15 protein-coding genes are annotated in these 16,121 nt (G+C 64.7%); 11 read left to right on the forward strand and 4 right to left on the reverse strand.

Translation table 11 applies throughout. From position 1 onward, the window contains the following. Nucleotides 1–145 precede the first annotated feature (145 nt). Together BLQ01_RS15385 and BLQ01_RS15390 are read left to right on the forward strand one after the other, a co-directional pair. Nucleotides 146–1,312 (forward strand): cupin domain-containing protein, encoded by a 1,167-nt coding sequence (locus BLQ01_RS15385; protein WP_035761115.1) that lies wholly within the window; start codon nt 146–148, stop codon nt 1,310–1,312. 65 nt (nt 1,313–1,377) lie between these two features. Beyond that, the gene (locus BLQ01_RS15390) at nt 1,378–2,217 is read left to right on the forward strand and encodes a sucrase ferredoxin (protein ID WP_035761100.1); all 840 of its coding nucleotides are present in this window, start codon (nt 1,378–1,380) and stop codon (nt 2,215–2,217) included. A 38-nt stretch (nt 2,218–2,255) separates the two neighbouring features. On the opposite strand, the gene BLQ01_RS22430 is transcribed toward BLQ01_RS15390, so the two are convergent. After that, complete coding sequence (locus BLQ01_RS22430; RefSeq protein WP_167332887.1) at nt 2,256–2,420, reverse strand: hypothetical protein; 165 nt, start codon at nt 2,418–2,420, stop codon at nt 2,256–2,258. Between the two features lie 117 nt (nt 2,421–2,537). Between BLQ01_RS22430 and BLQ01_RS15395 the strand changes: the two genes are divergently transcribed. Next, nucleotides 2,538–3,410 carry a spermidine synthase gene (locus BLQ01_RS15395; RefSeq protein WP_026542088.1) on the forward strand — a complete coding sequence of 291 codons (873 nt, stop codon included), beginning with the start codon at nt 2,538–2,540 and terminating at the stop codon, nt 3,408–3,410. 25 nt (nt 3,411–3,435) lie between these two features. Here BLQ01_RS15395 and BLQ01_RS15400 read toward each other — a convergent pair whose 3' ends face one another. Beyond that, complete coding sequence (locus BLQ01_RS15400) at nt 3,436–5,190, reverse strand: ABC transporter ATP-binding protein (RefSeq protein ID WP_091552679.1); 1,755 nt, start codon at nt 5,188–5,190, stop codon at nt 3,436–3,438. Continuing rightward, on the reverse strand, nt 5,187–7,004 hold the full coding sequence (locus BLQ01_RS15405) for an ABC transporter ATP-binding protein (RefSeq protein WP_254779485.1): 1,818 nt from the start codon (nt 7,002–7,004) through the stop codon (nt 5,187–5,189). The genes BLQ01_RS15400 and BLQ01_RS15405 overlap by 4 nt, the downstream gene beginning before the upstream one ends. Before the next feature lie 40 nt (nt 7,005–7,044). On the opposite strand from BLQ01_RS15405, the gene BLQ01_RS15410 reads away from it, so the two are divergent. From BLQ01_RS15410 to BLQ01_RS15435, 6 genes are all read left to right on the forward strand, one after another. Then, nucleotides 7,045–7,875 carry an AraC family transcriptional regulator gene (locus BLQ01_RS15410; protein ID WP_091552681.1) on the forward strand — a complete coding sequence of 277 codons (831 nt, stop codon included), beginning with the start codon at nt 7,045–7,047 and terminating at the stop codon, nt 7,873–7,875. A gap of 136 nt (nt 7,876–8,011) precedes the next feature. Further along, nucleotides 8,012–9,079, forward strand: a complete 1,068-nt coding sequence (locus BLQ01_RS15415) for an ABC transporter substrate-binding protein (RefSeq protein ID WP_254779486.1) — start codon at nt 8,012–8,014, stop codon at nt 9,077–9,079. After that, nucleotides 9,015–9,842, forward strand: a complete 828-nt coding sequence (locus tag BLQ01_RS15420) for a siderophore-interacting protein (RefSeq protein WP_254779487.1) — start codon at nt 9,015–9,017, stop codon at nt 9,840–9,842. Before BLQ01_RS15415 ends, BLQ01_RS15420 begins: the two co-directional genes overlap by 65 nt. Next, nucleotides 9,842–10,930 (forward strand): iron chelate uptake ABC transporter family permease subunit, encoded by a 1,089-nt coding sequence (locus BLQ01_RS15425; protein WP_254779488.1) that lies wholly within the window; start codon nt 9,842–9,844, stop codon nt 10,928–10,930. The genes BLQ01_RS15420 and BLQ01_RS15425 overlap by 1 nt, the downstream gene beginning before the upstream one ends. Further along, nucleotides 10,927–12,015 (forward strand): FecCD family ABC transporter permease, encoded by a 1,089-nt coding sequence (locus BLQ01_RS15430; protein ID WP_091552683.1) that lies wholly within the window; start codon nt 10,927–10,929, stop codon nt 12,013–12,015. The genes BLQ01_RS15425 and BLQ01_RS15430 overlap by 4 nt, the downstream gene beginning before the upstream one ends. A 17-nt stretch (nt 12,016–12,032) precedes the next feature. Continuing rightward, nucleotides 12,033–12,857 (forward strand): ABC transporter ATP-binding protein, encoded by an 825-nt coding sequence (locus tag BLQ01_RS15435; RefSeq protein ID WP_091552684.1) that lies wholly within the window; start codon nt 12,033–12,035, stop codon nt 12,855–12,857. Between the two features lie 14 nt (nt 12,858–12,871). Here the strand turns inward: BLQ01_RS15435 and BLQ01_RS15440 are convergent, their stop codons facing one another. Then, the gene (locus tag BLQ01_RS15440; protein WP_091552685.1) at nt 12,872–13,768 is read right to left on the reverse strand and encodes a LysR family transcriptional regulator; all 897 of its coding nucleotides are present in this window, start codon (nt 13,766–13,768) and stop codon (nt 12,872–12,874) included. Nucleotides 13,769–13,905: 137 nt separating this feature from the next. Here BLQ01_RS15440 and BLQ01_RS15445 point away from each other — a divergent pair, with 137 nt between their 5' ends. Further along, the gene (locus BLQ01_RS15445) at nt 13,906–15,291 is read left to right on the forward strand and encodes an MFS transporter (RefSeq protein ID WP_026542079.1); all 1,386 of its coding nucleotides are present in this window, start codon (nt 13,906–13,908) and stop codon (nt 15,289–15,291) included. Nucleotides 15,292–15,295: 4 nt separating this feature from the next. Next, nucleotides 15,296–16,045, forward strand: coding sequence for a 3-hydroxybutyrate dehydrogenase (locus BLQ01_RS15450; RefSeq protein ID WP_091552686.1), 750 nt, complete (start codon nt 15,296–15,298; stop codon nt 16,043–16,045). The last annotated feature ends 76 nt before the right edge of the window (nt 16,046–16,121 follow it).

Consider the following 16,121-nt stretch of genomic DNA (forward strand, 5'->3'; position numbering starts at 1 on the left):
TCCCCGGTACTCATGACGGCGGTGCTGATGGCGGTGCCGACGGTGGTGCGGACGGCGGTGCTGATGGCGGTGCCGACGGCGGCGCCGGGCAGCAAGGCAGCTGAATTTGAGCGCTGCCAGTACTGATTTCCAGGACCCCGGTGCGGTGAAAGGCGGCGGGGTCCTGGAAACACGTTTGATCGATGTCGGCCGGGAGCAGTTCGCCAGTGATGTCTGGGGGCGGTCGGCCTTGCTGACCAGGGGTGTCAGTGATTTCGCCGATGTGTTCTCAAGCAGCGCCGTTGACGAGCTGATTTCACGCCGCGGGCTCCGGACACCGTTCCTGCGTGTCGCCAAGGGAGGATCCACCCTTCCCGAGTCCTCCTTCACTTCGCAGGCGGGGGTGGGCGCCACCATTTCCGATCAACTCGACGACACCGCGTTGTGGCGCAAATTCGCTGACGGGGCCACTTTGGTCCTGCAGGCCCTGCATCGCACGTGGGATCCGGTGGCGACTTTCAGTTCGCGGCTAAGTACCGAGCTCGGCCATCCTGTGCAGGCCAACGCCTACATAACGCCGCCGCAGAACCGCGGTTTCGATGACCACTACGACGTCCATGACGTTTTCGTGCTGCAGATCGAGGGAACCAAGCGCTGGATCATCCATGAACCGGTCCATGAGGACCCGTTGCGTACCCAACCCTGGACCGATCGCAGCGACGCAGTGGCCCAGGCCGCCAAGGGTGAGGCGTACATAGACACGATCCTGGAACCCGGTGATGTCCTGTATCTGCCCCGAGGCTGGTTGCACGCCGCGCAGGCCCAAGGCAAAGTCTCCATCCATCTCACACTGGGAGTCCATAACTGGACCCGCCATGCCTTGGCCGAACACTTGGCGCAGGCCGCGCTCGCAGCGTTGGGTGAGGATCCCGCCATGCGCCGATCTTTGCCTTTGGGTGTGGGCGGGCCCGAAGAAGAGATCGCTGCTGTTCGCGAACGGTTCGCCGCTGCTGTCATGGAAGCGGACACCACGTCCCTTTTCCACCGCACCCGGAGGGGCCAAGGACGCCCTGCCCCGCTTGGTCCGGTGGCCCAGCTCGCGGCCATCGAGCGCTTGGGGCCGGAGTCGGTGGTGCGGCTTCGGGAAGCACTGGAAGCGCGGCTTGAGGGCTCACGCCTCACTACCCGGGTAGGGTGGCTCGATTTCCATGATGACCACCTGTCATCGGTGCGGCGCCTGCTGGAGGGCGGGGACCACATTGCGGCTGATCTTGGCGTAGAACTCGTCGAAAGGCTGTTGCGCGCAGGCGTTCTCATCCCCGTTGAGCCGTGACGTCGCCTGTGGCCCCAACAGGACGTTTCTTCTGCGCCGAAAACGCCCGGATTCGCGGAGACTCAATGGCGGGGACGGCGTCGCCTTCCTTGGTGTGGGTCCTGGTGGAGTACCGGGGTGCGTGGCCGCCCAGCGGCTTCGAAGGCCTTGACCTCGATGCCGGAACCAAAGCCATGGTCCTCTCCTCGGCGCGGGCGGCGAATGCACGGGTCCTCCTGGTGCGGCGGCCCGGTCCCCGGCGCCGCCACGGAGTGGCCAGCTGGGCGGTCCTTCGCCATGAGAGTTCCGGCGCATATCGCCAGCATTGGGGAACGTGGGAGCGGGACGAGGACCTGGCGGAGATTGCTTCGGCCTTGGCCCTGCCCGGTGGGACGGGGTTGCCGCCGGCCATCCTGGTCTGCGCGCATGGCCAGCACGACCCTTGCTGCGCGGTGTGGGGGCGGCCGGTGGGGCTTGCCCTGAGTGAGCGCTGGCCTGAACTGGTGTGGGAATGCTCCCACGTTGGCGGTGACAGGTTCGCGGCCAATGCGGTGGTCGCCCCTGACGGCGTGTATTACGGAGGACTCGACGCCGGGACTTCCGTCACCACCATCGAGGAGCATCTTGCCGGCCGCGTCCATGCCCGGTATTTACGCGGCTACACGGATCTCCTGCCGCCACAGCAGGCAGCAGTCGCGGCCGTACTGGGAGAATTCGGGCCCGCCGGCAGGCATGATTACGTGGTCACGCAGGCCTTGCGTGAGGGCGATCAGTGGCTAATCCACATCGATGGCCGGCCGCCCCATCCGGCACGTATCGAGGTGGAACTGCGCGCACTGCGCACACCGCAGCGCCAGTTGACGTGCCGGGCAGCGGTGGAGGGCTCGGTGGTGATCTACCAGCCAACCTCCATCCGGAGTGCGTGAGGCACCTTGCTGCGCCAGGGGGCTGTCCAGGAAACTGCTTAGGGAGCTTGGCGGGATTCGGGGTCGTCGGACGGATCCATATCAAGTGGTGGATCCAGGAGGCCCGGAGGTTTGGGCACCCGCGCCAGCATGAGGCAAACGACGGTCAGCCACGCTACCGCCACCGTCAGCACCTCCGCCCACACTGTTTCTCCGAGACCCATGTAGAGATCATAGGACCCAATCCCACCAAATCATAAGTACCCTTAGTGTTGAAGCGAAGTTAGGGGAAATGTGTCGCTCCACTAGGCTTGACGCATGACTCGGATGGGGCGGAAATAGTGGCGAAACGCGGTAAAAGGTCGACGGCGGGAGTCGTCGAGGTGCCTTCCGGCGCCCGCCCTGACGGTCCAGTGGCGGGGGTCTACTATATCGATACCGGCGACTGCGAACTCATCCCGGACCAGGACAACTCCAACGGCTGGCTGCTGAAGATCAATGGCGTCATGAGCTCGCACATCGACCTCGCAGATCCCCTGTTCCTGGACTTTGAATACATGCGCTGGATTGCCGCCTTGGTGGAATCGCGGTGGCCGCGCGAGCAGAAACCGAAGCTGCGCGCACTGCACCTTGGTGGGGGAGCGTGCTCCATGGCCCGCTACTTCCACGCCGCCTACCCCGAAGCACGGCAGGTCGTGGTGGAGCTCGATGGCAAGCTGGCCGATTACGTACGCGGGTGGTTCGACCTCCCCAAAGCACCATTGTTAAGGCTTCGTGTGGGCGAAGCCCGCCAAGTCACTGAATCCCTCACTCCGGATACCAGGGACCTCATCATCCGCGATGTCTTTGCCGGCGCCTTCACGCCCCGTGCACTGACCACCCGTGAGTTCACGGCGCATGCCGATGCGGTCCTGGCAGCCGACGGACTGTACGTGGTCAATTCAGGGGATGCGCCGGACCTCAAGAATGCCCGGGCCGATGCCGCCACCATCGCGGACACGTTTGAGCACACCATGATCATCGCCGACCCCGCCATGCTCAAGGGGCGACGCTACGGCAACATGATCATGGCCGGCAGCCATGCGCCCTTCGGCGACGACCCCACATTGGCCCGCCGGCTCCTGGGAGGCGGAGTTCCGGCGCACATCTGGGACGACGCCAAAGTGCGCGCATTCGCCAAAGGAACCCCCGTGCGGCACGACCCCCAGGGGTGAGCTACTGCACTCCAAAAACTCCACGTCAATTCCGGCTCAGTGAGCTGTTCCAGGCATCCCACAACGTGGCGTACCTGCCTCCGGTGGCCAGCAACTGCTGATGCGGGCCGGACTCGATGATCCTCCCGTGGTCCATCACCACTACGGTGTCCGCGGAGGCAGCCTGGGACAAACGGTGCGCGATCACCACTGACGTCCGGCCCGCCAACGCAGCCTCCGCAGCCCGGTCCAGCAAGACTGCCGAGCCGGTTCCCGCTTCAGCAGTGGCTTCGTCGAGGACTGCGATGGGCGGATCCTTGAGCATGAGCCGGGCCAGGGCCAGTTGCTGCGCCTGCTCGGGCGTGAGCTGATGGCCGCCGGCGCCTACGGAAGTCTCCAGTCCGTCGTCGAACGCTTCAACCCAAGTGGCCCCGACAGCCTGCAAGGCATGGGAAAGTTCCTCGGTGGAAGCGTCCTCTTTGGCGATCCTGAGGTCCTCGGCCAGCGTGCCGGAGAAGACATGCACCTCCTGGCTGACCATGGCGATCCGCGAATGCAGGTCTTCCGTTGCCGAGCGGACGGAATCGAGCCCACCCACCCGGACCGTCCCTGTCTCGGGGTGTTCCAGGCCCATGATGATCTTGGCCAAGGTGGTTTTACCGGCGCCTGAGGTCCCCACGATCGCAACCCGCTCGCCAGGGCGGACCGTCAGCGAGACTTCCTGGAGCGCTGGCCGCTGGCCGGGATAGGCGAAGGTGACGTTCTCCACCATGATCCCGGAGTCAGCTGCCGCGGAGGTCCCTGGCGTGGTGGGTGATCCTGCAGACATGGTCAGCCCGAACATGCGGCCCAATCCGGCGGCTGCCTTCTGGAGCTCGTCGAACTGGCCCAGGACCAGCCCGATCGGATCGAACAGCCGGTAGAAGTACAAAGCCGCCGCCGTGGCTGCTCCAATGGTCACGGCACCCTCGGCGTGAAGCCAGAATCCCACCGCCAACACTGCGGACAAGCCAATCAGTTCTGCAAGGTTGAGGCGGTTGTAGAACCTGGTCAGGAAACCCACGCCGCGCAGCGAATGGCCGATGTTCTCGTGCGAGGCTGCTGCCACCAATCCGGCGTGGTGGGGGCCCAGGCCCAAGGCCAGGACGGACGGTGAGCCGTGGACGGTTTCGATGATCTGCTCGGTCCGGTTGGCCTCGGTGATCCGCACGGTGCGGTAAATGGGCGCGGTCCGCTTGAGGAACCAGCGCAGGGTGAAGACTTGCAGCGGCGCAGCAATGAGAACGGCCACGGCAAAGCGCCAGTCGATGACGCCCAAGCCCAGCAAGGTCACGCCGATGGTGAAGGCCGCGCTGGTGAACGCCGGCAGCACCCCCGAGATTGCTTCGCTGACGGCTTCCACGTCGCCGGATACCCGGGCCACGACGTCGCCGATCCCCGCCTTTTCCAACTGTGCCAGTGGTTTGCGGATGGCGGCCGCAAACACTTCCTCGCGCAGGCCTGCGAGGGCTTCCTCACAGATCCGGGCGAGCAGGTTCTGGCCCAGAATGCCCAGCAACGCTCCCAGGCCGCCAGCTGCCAAAAGCCCGATGGCCAGCCACAGCAGCGACATGACGTCCCCGCCGGATGCTGCGATATTGACCATCACCCCCAGGATTGCCGGGGCGGCCAAACCACAGCAGGACGCCGCCAGCAACACCAGGATGGTCAGGGCGAGCCTGCCGGGCCGTTGCGCCAGCAGGCGCCACATGGCCTTCCGGGTCTCGCGCGGGGTGGCAATTGGCAGGATCCCGGCACTCATGAGCCCACCACCTCGCGGTAGCCGGCCGATGCCGCGAGCAATTCCCGGTGGGTGCCTGTTTCCGGTGGCCCATCGGCGCGGCCCACCACCACGCGGTGGCAGACGGCCAGCAGCGTGGGGCTCGTGGTGACCAACACCAGGGCTTTGTCCGGGAAATTTCGGAGACCCTCGGCAATGACGGCTTCGGTGGCGGTATCGACGGCGGTGGTGGGGTCGTGCAGGACCAGCACCGGTTGCTGCTGGTGCAGGGAGCGCCCCAGCACCAGCCGCTGCCGCTGCCCGCCGGACAGGCTTTGGCCATGTCCGGAAAGAACGGTTTCGGCGCCTTCCGGAAGTTGCGAAACAAAGTCCCCGACGGCGGCCGCCGCCATGGCCCGTTCCTGCAGTTGGGTGCCGGCTGCTGCGACGTTGTGGCGGACGCTGCCCCGGAAAAGTACGCCCTCGTGGCTGTCGGCAAAGACTTTGGCACGGACGTCCAAGGGGTCCAGGTCCGCGGCATCGCGGCCCTGGATGGACACGACGCCGCGGGGAGCCGGTATTCGGAAGCCGAGTGTGTCCACCAAGCGCCGGGCCTGGGAACTGTCGGGAAGAACGACACCCACGATTTCACCGGGAGATGCAGTGAACGGTGGGAATCCGTTGTTTTCCGGGGTGTAGAAGAGTTCAAGGAGCGGGACTGGCTGTCCCTTGGAGGTGGGGCGTCCCGCTGAGGCGGCTTGCCTCGCTGAGGCCGACTGCCCCACGGAGGTGGGCTGGGCCGCGGACCCGGCGGACGTCGTCGTGCTGGAACCGGTCGCGGGTACCGCGTCCGGTTCCTCGAGCAGGACTGCGATGCGTGCTGCGGAGGCCCGTTTGCGGGCGAGTTCAACGCTGAGGAATCCCAGCCAGGTCATGGGTCCCTGAACAAACTGGGCCACACCAACAACGGCTACCAGTTGGCCCACGGTGATGCTTCCCTGGAGCGCGAACCAGGCCGCGAAGAACGCGATGCCCGCCAGGAACGCTGCCGACAGGGCCGTGCTTGCCCCTGTGTAGGCGGATTTTGCGCGGATTGCTTTCAAGGCGGACGCCAGCGACGTCCGGCTCGCATTGCGGTAGCGGGCCAAGGCGGCATCTTCCGCGCCCAGGCCTTTGAGCGGGCGGGAGCCGGTGATGAAATCCGTGGCCAGCGCGCCGGCACGGGCTGCCGTGGACTGCTCCACGTCGCTGCGGATTTCCAAGGGTTTGGTCAGCCGGTGCATCACCAGGAGCACGATTGGGGTGGCCACCAGGACGGCGAGGCCCAGCGGGACGGAAATGAGCAGGAGGGTGACGGCGGAGGTCACCACACCGGCCACTGCAGCAAGGGCGCCGCTGATCAACCAGGCCAGTCCGGCCACCCTGTCAGCGTCCGAAGAGGCAATCGCCACGATTTCGCCGGGGGCGCGCCGGGCAGCCATTCCACGGGGATGCAGGGTCCGCTCCACCACCAACTGGCGGAGGTCGTGCGAGCCGTAATTGAAGGCACGTTCCGTGGCCAGGGTGCCGAAGCGCCAGGAGAGTGCAAGTACCACGAACACCGCGGCCAAGGCGCCCAGCCATCCCAGGAGGGCTCCGGCGTCGTTGGGTTCAATCGCGTTGTCCACCGCGGCGCCAATGGTTGCCGGCACCAAAGCCTCGCTGACCTGGTGAAGGGCGAGTCCGGCGCAACCAGCCACCAAGAGCTTCCAACGGCCGTTGGCGAACAACGTGAACCTGAAGAGGCGGGACGCTTTCCAGGGTGCTTGTTTGTTGCGCCCGGGCGGGCAGGGCGGAATGGCGGAACGGGAGGGCATGCTTACCATAGTAAGGCTCACCTAACTTCAAGAAGGCCAGATGACCCGCCAAGCTATATCGCAATCCGGACAGACCGTGCCCCGGGCGACACCGGAGGTGGAAGTCCACGTCAGGGGCATCTCGACCCAGTATTTCGAGTGCGCGACGCCGGCTACCTGGACTGACCACGTCCACGCTACCCACGAACTGCTGTGGGGTGCCCGGGGGGTTCTGACTGTGGAGGCCGACGGCGGGTTCTTCGCCGTTCCGGCAACACTGGGGCTGTGGATTCCGGCCGGTGTGGTCCATGCCGTGAAATCCACGCAAGGCACAGGGTTCTACTGTTCCAACATTGATGGCCAGGTGGTGCCGCACTTGGCGGAGAGGACCGTGGCGGTGACGGTGCCCGCCGCCGCGCAGGAGTTGTTGCGCCACATGAGTGCTTACGACATGGAGGATTCCCTTCGTGCCGGTTCCGAGCAGGTGGTGGTGGGACTCCTGGACGTGGTGGACGCCCGGCCGATGTTGCTGCCGATGCCCACCGATCCGCGGCTGGAACTTATTGCCCGGGCGCTCCTGGATGATCCGGCCTTGGATCGTTCGCTGGAGGAGTGGAGTGCGGAAGTTGCCATCAGCGTGCGCAACCTTTCCCGTTTGTTCCACAAGGAAACCGGAATGACGTTTGCCCAATGGCGGATCCATGCCAGGGTACGGGTCGCCTTGGGTTTGCTCGCTGCCGGCTACCCCGTTTCCTCGGTCAGCAGGCGCGTGGGTTACAACAACCCGAGTGCCTTCGTGCAGGTGTTCAGGAAGGTCATGGGGCACACTCCGGGGTGGTATGTGTCATCGATTAAGGCCGGAAACCACCACTCTTTGGCCGGTACCGAATAGAATCCACCGGTTTCTCAGACCATGACGTTGTTAGGGTAGGTATACCTAACTTCGGCAGCCGCTGCGAGAGTCCATCACACGGGCCGCGGCAGCCATCGGGAGCTCTCCGTCTCCCCTGAGAATCAAGAGGACCGCAGTGATTTCACGCTCTAAAACCATGTCTGCCGCCGTCGCGGCACTGGCATCAGCAGCCCTTCTCCTCAGCGGTTGTGCTGCAACGGATGCCAGCGCAAGCGCGAAATCGGAGACCCGCACCGTCACCAGCGAGGTCAAAGAGGTCAGCATCCCGGCCGACCCCAAGAAGGCCCTGGGCATGTACACCACCGACCTGGACATGCTGATCACGCTCGGCATCCCGCTGGCCAGCCAGCAGCCAATCCGTGACAGCGGCTACTCCGGCTTCCCGTACTTTTTCGACCAGGACGCCCTCAAAGGCATCTCGCCGTTCACCAATTACCCGGAATTCAACTTCGAGGCCATCCTCAAAGCCCAGCCGGACCTCATCCTGAACGGCCTGGGTTATGACAAGGAGTTGGACGGGAAGCTCTCCGACATCGCCCCCACCTACACCTTCAATGGCTTTGACGGCAGCGACTGGCGTACCAAGTTCAAGACCGTGGCCGAGGCCTTCGGGAAGACCGCGCAATACCAGGCCTGGATGGACAAGTACCAAGCCAAGGTGGACCAGGTGAAGAAGCGCCTGGCCGCGGCAGGTAAGTCCGATCTTGTCATCGGCCCCGTGGACTACTACGAGGACCAGGTCTCGGTCAGTTGCTATGGAACACCGTGCCTGGTCATCAAAGACCTGGGCTTGAAGGTATCCCCGCTGGCCGATGGCGAGGGCGTCAAGCTCAGCGCCGAGCAGTTGGAACAGCTCAACGGCATCGACGCCATCATCACCACCGAGGTTCCTGAGAAGGACGGAGCCAACCCGGATGCTTTCGCCCCGCTGGCCAACAACAAGCTCTGGACCTCGCTGCCCTTTGTGGCCAACAAGCAGATCCACCCGTACGACCTCGAAATGATCTACGGTTCCCCGAGCGGCCAGTACGCACTGCTTGAGAAGTTTGAAAGGCGCTCCTGCCATGATGAGTATCTACAGGGCAGAGGTAGTGGCCACGCGCCTGCTCACGCCGGGAATGTGTCGGATCACCTTCGGTGGTCCCGGCCTGGCCGGCTTCGCCAGCACGGGTGTGGGCGATGAATACCTGCGGGTTTTCCTGCCGGATCCGGGGACCCGGGAGGCTCGCCTGCCGATCTCCGCCGGAGACTCCTGGGACTGGTCGCCGGGGGTGGAGCCGTCCGCCAGGCGGACCTATACCGTCCGCGCTGTCGACCCTGCCGCCGGAACGGTGGACATCGACTTCGTCATTCACGACGGCGGGTTGGCAGCTTCCTGGGCGCAGCACGCCCAGGTGGGTGACGTCGTCGGACTTAACTCGCCCACTGGATTGTACGAACCGCCCGCTGACCTTCAATGGCAGATCCTGCTGGCCGATGCCACCGGGCTTCCGGCTGTTGCCCGGCTGGTGGAACAGACGCCGCCCGGTGTCCGGACGCGTGTGCTGATCGAGGTGGAAGCTCCATCTCACCGGCAGGAACTCACCTTGGGCGCCGGCACTGAAATCGCGTGGATCTACGGCGGGAACGGCCACAGCCAATCGCGGTTGGATGAGGTGCTGCGCTCCATGGAATTGCCCGGCGGTGTGGGCTACATCTGGGTAGCAGGAGAGACCAAGGTCCTTCGGGGGATCCGCAAATATCTCCGGCATGAGAAGAAGCTGACGCCCGCGGCCTACAAGCTGGTTGGCTACTGGACGGACCAGAGCGAAGCGTGGGAAGAACGTTGGGAAAACCTCGACGCCGAAACCCGCCGCTGGTTCGACGACCTCTGGTCCAACGAGAAGCGCGATCGCGAGGAAATCGTGGACCTGCAGGACGCCAAGTTCGAATTGCTGGGCCTGTAGTGACGGCTGGAACCATGGCGTGGGCGTCGCAGGTGTCCGCGCCCGCCGACGCTCAGGGGGCTTCCGGTGGCGAGGCTGACGGTCTTGCCTCCGCGAACCGGTACCGGCTCATGGGGTTGCTCACGGCGGTGGCTGCCCTGGCCCTGGTTCTATGGCTCAGCCTCGTAGTGGGCTCCAAGGACGTGGACCTGGCCAGCCTTTGGCCGGCGATCACTGCGTATGACGGTTCGCCGGAACATGTGATCATCCGCGACCTCCGGCTGCCGCGTACGGTGACCGGTGTGCTGGTGGGAATCGCACTGGGTTTGTCCGGGGCGCTGATCCAGGCATTGACGCGCAACCCCTTGGCAGACCCCGGCATCCTGGGAGTCAACGCGGGTGCGGGTTTCTTCGTGGTCCTGGGCGTTGCGTTGTTCGGTGTCACCACCATCGGGGAGTACATCTGGTTTTCGTTCGCCGGTGCAGTGGTTGCCACGGTGGGTGTGTACTTCATCGGGTCAAGGGGGAGGGGCGGGGCGACACCGCTCCGCCTCACCCTTGCCGGTGTTGCCCTGGGTGCGGTGCTGGGTGGAATCTCGTCCGGTATCACCCTTCTCCGCCCCGCAGTGTTTGAGAGCATGCGCAGCTGGAGCGCCGGCACGTTGAGCAACCGAACCTGGGAAATCTTCACCGCTGTCACACCGTTCATCGTGGTTGGCGCCCTGATAGCCCTCGCCCTCGCACGGCCGCTCAACGCCGTGGCCATGGGCGATGACACCGCCAAGTCACTTGGTGCCAATATCACCAGCACCCGGGTCTGGACCATCGTGTCCGTTACCCTCCTCTGTGGCGCTGCGACGGCTGCCGCCGGCCCCATCGGCTTCGTGGGGCTCATGATTCCGCACGTTTCCCGGTGGATCGTGGGACCGGACCAACGCTGGATCCTGGCCTACACCCTGGTGCTTTCACCGGTGCTGCTTCTCGTCTCGGACATCGCGGGCCGCCTGGTGCTTCGTCCCGCGGAAATGCAGGTGGGCATCATCACCGCGTTCATCGGCGCACCGGTCCTGATCTGGCTCATCCGACGCCGGAAAGTGAGCACCTTGTGACGGGCGCCAATCTTGTGCCTTCCATCAGGCAGGCGGCCTCCATTGACTTCGGCCGACGGACCCTGGCCATCCGTGGGTTCCGCGGGCGCGTCTCACTCCGCGTCGACGTCCGCACGGTGGGTGTCACCGCCGTCCTCGTCGCCGCCGCCCTGGCACTCGCCGTCGTCGCCCTTGGTTTGGGTGAGTTCAGCATCGCGGTGCCGGACGTCGTGTCCGCGTTGCTGGGTCAATCCACTGGAGCCGTGCACATGGTGGTGGTGGAGTGGAGATTGCCCCGCGTGCTCCTGGCCCTGTTGTTGGGGGCGGCCCTGGGTGTCAGCGGGGCGATCTTCCAGTCGCTGACGCGCAATGCGCTGGGCAGTCCGGACGTGATCGGCTTCAACACCGGCGCGTACACCGGTGCACTGGTGGTCATCCTGCTGATGGGCGGCGGGTACTTCGCGGTGTCCGCCGGTGCCTTGGTGGGTGGGCTGGTGACGGCTGCTTTGGTGTACCTGTTCGCGTACAAAAAGGGTATCCAAGGCTTCCGGCTGATCATTGCCGGCATCGCCGTGAGTGCCATGTTGGCGTCGGTGAACACCTGGATGATCCTCAAAGCCTCGCTGGAACAAGCCATGTCCGCAGCGGTGTGGGGTGCCGGTTCCTTGAACAAGGTCTCCTGGGATCAGGTGCTTCCGGTGGTGGGTACCTTCGCGGTGCTGCTGGCCCTGCTGGCCTTTTACGGCAGGCGGTTGGGACTGCTGGAGATGGGCGACGACGCCGCCAGGGCCTTGGGCGTCCGGCTGGAAGGCTCGCGGCTGGTCCTGGCAGTGGTGGGTGTGGCACTGACTGCCATGGTCACCGCGGCGGCCGGTCCCATTGCCTTTGTTTCCCTGGCCGCTCCCCAACTTGCCCGGCGATTGACCCGGTCCGCCTCGGTGGGAATGCTCCCTTCCGCAGCCATGGGCGCCTTCCTGCTGGTGGCCAGCGACATCGTGGCGCAGAATCTGTTCGCGCCCATCCAACTGCCTGTGGGAGTGGTGACCGTCAGCATCGGCGGCTGCTACCTCGTCTGGCTCCTTGCCCGCGAGGTGAAGCGGCAATGACTTCCGAGGAGATTGTCATGACTGATGTGTTGGATAGCGCTGCTGCCGTTGGCGCACTGCCCGGTTCCGCCCGCCTCCGCGCTGAGCAGGTGAGTTTGGGTTACGCCGGGCGGACTGTTTCCGAGTTCCTTGACGTACGCATTCCCGATGGTGAATTCACCGTCATTGTTGGGCCCAATGCCTGCGGGAAGTCGACGCTTTTGCGTGCGCTGTCCCGGCTTCTTGAGCCCAGCACCGGTTCCGTGTTGTTGGATGGGAAGAGCATTTCCTCCTATGGGGCAAAGGAAGTCGCGCGTCGTCTGGGGCTCTTGCCGCAGACCTCCATTGCCCCCGACGGAATCACCGTAGCTGACCTGGTAGCGCGCGGACGCTACCCCCACCAGAAGCTGTTGCGGCAGTGGTCCGAAACGGATGAAGCCGCTGTGGTGGCGGCCTTGGAGGCCACCAATGTGACTTCGCTGTCCGGCCGATTGGTGGACGAGCTCTCCGGCGGGCAGCGGCAAAGGGTGTGGGTGGCCATGGTCCTCGCCCAGCAAACCCCGCTGCTCCTGCTGGATGAGCCCACTACGTTCCTGGACATCGCACACCAGATTGAGTTGCTGGAACTCTTCCGGCGGCTCAACAACCAGGGCACCACGCTGGTTGCCGTGCTCCACGATCTCAACCATGCCTGCCGTTATGCCACGCACCTGATCGCCATGAAGGACGGTGCCGTGATTGCCGAGGGGCGGCCCGCCGACGTGATCTCGGCCGAGCTGGTGGAGCACGTGTTTGGCCTGCCGTGCATGGTGATCGATGACCCCGTAAGCCACACGCCGCTGGTGATCCCGCTGGGCTCCTGACCTCGGCGCCCGCGTTACTGCGCCCCCAGCAGCTCTTCCCGCCGCTGCTCCGTCTCCTCCCGCAAGGCCTGCACGACGGCGGCTACCGCGGGGCGGCGCATCGAGTCCGGGCGGAGGACCATCCAGTAGGGGAGAAGCTCGGCGAAGTCGGACGGGAGCAGGCGCACCAAATCCGGGTGCCGGTCGGCCATGAAGCACGGAAGGAATCCCACGCCTGCCCCGGCCCGGGTGGCTTCCACATGCACAAACACGTTGGTTGAACTCAGTCCGTCACGCATGGTGGGAACCAGCCGGCGGGGAGCATCCAGGTCATCCACTTGCAGCATCGAGTCAACAAAATAGACCAGCTGGTGCTGCGTCAGTTCCTCGACGCTCTCCGGCGTGCCCTTGTCTGCCAGGTAAGCGCGGGATGCGTACATGCCCAGCCGGTACTCGCCGAGCCTTATCGCTTCGGCGCGGTGAACCTGCGGAGTCCCCACCACCACTTCGATATCCAGGCCGGAACGTTGCTGCAGCGCCCTGCGTGTCACCGTCACGATCTCCACGCTCAGCCCTGGGTGCTCCCTCCGCAAGCGCGCCACGGCGGGCGCCGCGACGTAGGCGCTGAAGCCATCGGTCGCGGTCATGCGTACGACGCCGGTAATGGGGTCCGGTGCGGTGTCGCTCGGTCCCAGCGAGCCCACGGCCGCTTCGATCCGCTCAGCAACCAGTGCGGCTTCGGCGCCCAGTTCCGTCACTTCCCACCCACCGGCAGCCCGCGCAAGGACCCTGCCGCCCAGCGCTTTCTCCAGCGCCGCTATCCTGCGCGAAACCGTGGTGTGGTTCAATCCCAAGGCCTGGGCCGCCGTCGTAAATTTTCCTGAACGTGAGACGGCAAGGAAGATGAGGAGGTCGTCGGGGTTCGGGTTCATATCTGCAATTTTGCACACCTAAGGTGCCTGATTGGTCATTGAGGCATAACGAATCTGCAGCAATACTCAGTGAAGCTATTCGTGTTGTGGATCACAACATGGTCAAAAGGGTCAAAGAGGACACTGAGGAGATGGATATGAGCGTAGAGCAGCGCTCCGCGTCAAAAGCCGGGAAAGGCGCCGGCCAAGGCTCCGGCCTGAAGAAGATCGTCGCGGCCTCGATGGTGGGCACGGTGGTGGAGTGGTACGAATTCTTCCTCTACGCCACTGCCGCCACGCTGGTTTTCGGCAAGTACTTCTTCCCGAGCACCGGCAACGAACTGGATGGCATCATCCAGGCCTTCATCACCTATGCGGTGGGCTTCGTGGCCCGTCCGCTCGGAGGCATTGTCTTCGGCCAGATAGGCGACAAACTGGGCCGCAAGCCCACTCTGCAGCTGACAATCGTGATTGTGGGCGTTTCCACCTTCCTGATGGGCTGCCTCCCCGGCTTCGTTGACATCGGCTACTGGGCCCCGGCCATGCTCGTGGCGTTGCGCTTCATCCAGGGTTTCGCCCTCGGTGGCGAATGGGGCGGCGCCGTGCTGCTCGTGGCTGAGCACAGCCCCAACAAGTCCCGCGGCTTCTGGTCCTCATGGCCCCAGGCGGCAGTGCCGGTCGGTAACCTCCTGGCCACGCTGGTCCTGTTCGTCATGTCCACCACGCTCAGCAGCGAGGCCTTCCTCGGCTGGGGCTGGCGCGTAGCGTTCTGGCTCTCCGCAGTGATCGTGTTCGTGGGCTACTACATCCGTACCCATGTCACCGAAGCCCCCATCTTCCTCGAAGCCAAGGCACAGGTGGAAGAGTCCAAGGCCATCAGCTACGGCGTGGGCGAAGTCATCCGCAAGTACCCCAAGGGCATCCTCCAGGCCATGGGGCTCCGTTTCGCGGAGAACATCATGTACTACCTCGTAGTGAGCTTCGCGATCGTCTACCTCAAGAGCGTCCACAAGTACGACACCTCCTCGCTCCTGCTGGCACTCCTGATCGCCCACGTCATCCACTTCCTGGTCATCCCGCAAATCGGACGCCTGGTGGATTCATGGGGACGCAAACCCGTCTACCTCATCGGCGCGATCACCGGGGCAACGTGGCCGTTCTTCGCCTTCCCCATGTTCGACACCAAGAACGCCGTGGTCATCGTCCTGGCCGTCACCATCGGCCTCTGCCTCCACGCGTTCATGTACGCAGGACAGCCGGCCATCATGTCCGAGCTCTTCCCCACCCGCATGCGCTACTCGGGTGTCTCGCTCGGCTCGCAGGTCACCTCGATCTTTGCCGGTTCACTGGCTCCGCTGCTGGCAACGCAGTGGCTCAAGGACACCGGGTCCTGGGTTCCCACAGCCATCTACCTCGTGGTCGCCTGCGCGATTACCGTCGTCGCAGTCGTTTCGTTGAAGGAGACCAAGGGCATCGCCCTGCAGGACGTGGACCAAGCCGACGCGATCCGCCACGGCCTGACAACCGCTACCTCGAAAGGCTGATCCGATGGAGAACTCCTTGAACGGACGCAAAGCACTGGTGACCGGCGGGGCGAGCGGGATCGGGGCAGCCTGTGCCCGTGCGCTCGCCGCCCGGGGGGCGAAAGTTGTAGTGGCCGACGTCGATGCCTCCGGAGCTGCGGCCCTCGCCGATGAGCTGGGCGGCACTGCCTGGACGGTGGATCTGCTGGACGTGGACTCCTTGGCCGCGCTGAGCCTGGACTGCGACATCCTGGTCAACAACGCCGGTATCCAAAAAGTTGCCCCGATCGAGGAGTTCGAGCCTGCGGAGTTCCGGCGGATCCTGGCCCTGATGCTGGAGGCGCCATTCCTCCTCATCAGGGCCGCGCTCCCGCACATGTATGCCAACGGATTCGGCAGGATCATCAACATTTCCTCCGTCCACGGGCTCCGGGCATCCGCTTACAAGAGTGCCTACGTCTCCGCCAAACACGGGCTCGAAGGGCTCAGCAAAGTCACCGCCCTGGAAGGCGGCGAGCGGGGCGTGACGTCCAACTGCATCAACCCGGGCTACGTCCGCACGCCGCTGGTTGAGAAGCAGATCGCGGATCAGGCCCGGCTCCACGGCATCCCCGAGGCCGAAGTACTGTCCAAGGTGATGCTCACCGAGTCCGCAGTGAAGCGCTTGGTGGAGCCTGCGGAAGTTGCGTCGTTGGCCGCGTGGTTGGCCTCCGACGACGCCGGTATGGTCACCGGCGCGAGCTACACCATGGACGGCGGGTGGTCGGCCCGGTAGCCCTGTAGTTTCGGCGCGCACGGCCCTTCCCGCCGAGGTGGCGCTGGGCTTCAAACGGCTGCTGCGAAGCGGGCGT

Source organism: Arthrobacter sp. UNCCL28 (assembly GCF_900102805.1).
GTDB lineage: Bacteria > Actinomycetota > Actinomycetes > Actinomycetales > Micrococcaceae > Arthrobacter > Arthrobacter nicotinovorans_A.

Coding starts and splice junctions, on each gene's coding strand:
- BLQ01_RS15410 (WP_091552681.1), top strand. CDS start 7,045: ATGACCCGCCAAGCTATATCGCAATCCGGACAGACCGTGCCCCGGGCG.
- BLQ01_RS15400 (WP_091552679.1), bottom strand. CDS start 5,190: ATGAGTGCCGGGATCCTGCCAATTGCCACCCCGCGCGAGACCCGGAAG.
- BLQ01_RS15440 (WP_091552685.1), bottom strand. CDS start 13,768: ATGAACCCGAACCCCGACGACCTCCTCATCTTCCTTGCCGTCTCACGT.
- BLQ01_RS15435 (WP_091552684.1), top strand. CDS start 12,033: ATGACTGATGTGTTGGATAGCGCTGCTGCCGTTGGCGCACTGCCCGGT.
- BLQ01_RS22430 (WP_167332887.1), bottom strand. CDS start 2,420: ATGGGTCTCGGAGAAACAGTGTGGGCGGAGGTGCTGACGGTGGCGGTA.
- BLQ01_RS15420 (WP_254779487.1), top strand. CDS start 9,015: ATGTGTCGGATCACCTTCGGTGGTCCCGGCCTGGCCGGCTTCGCCAGC.
- BLQ01_RS15390 (WP_035761100.1), top strand. CDS start 1,378: ATGGCGGGGACGGCGTCGCCTTCCTTGGTGTGGGTCCTGGTGGAGTAC.
- BLQ01_RS15450 (WP_091552686.1), top strand. CDS start 15,296: ATGGAGAACTCCTTGAACGGACGCAAAGCACTGGTGACCGGCGGGGCG.
- BLQ01_RS15405 (WP_254779485.1), bottom strand. CDS start 7,004: ATGCCCTCCCGTTCCGCCATTCCGCCCTGCCCGCCCGGGCGCAACAAA.
- BLQ01_RS15445 (WP_026542079.1), top strand. CDS start 13,906: ATGAGCGTAGAGCAGCGCTCCGCGTCAAAAGCCGGGAAAGGCGCCGGC.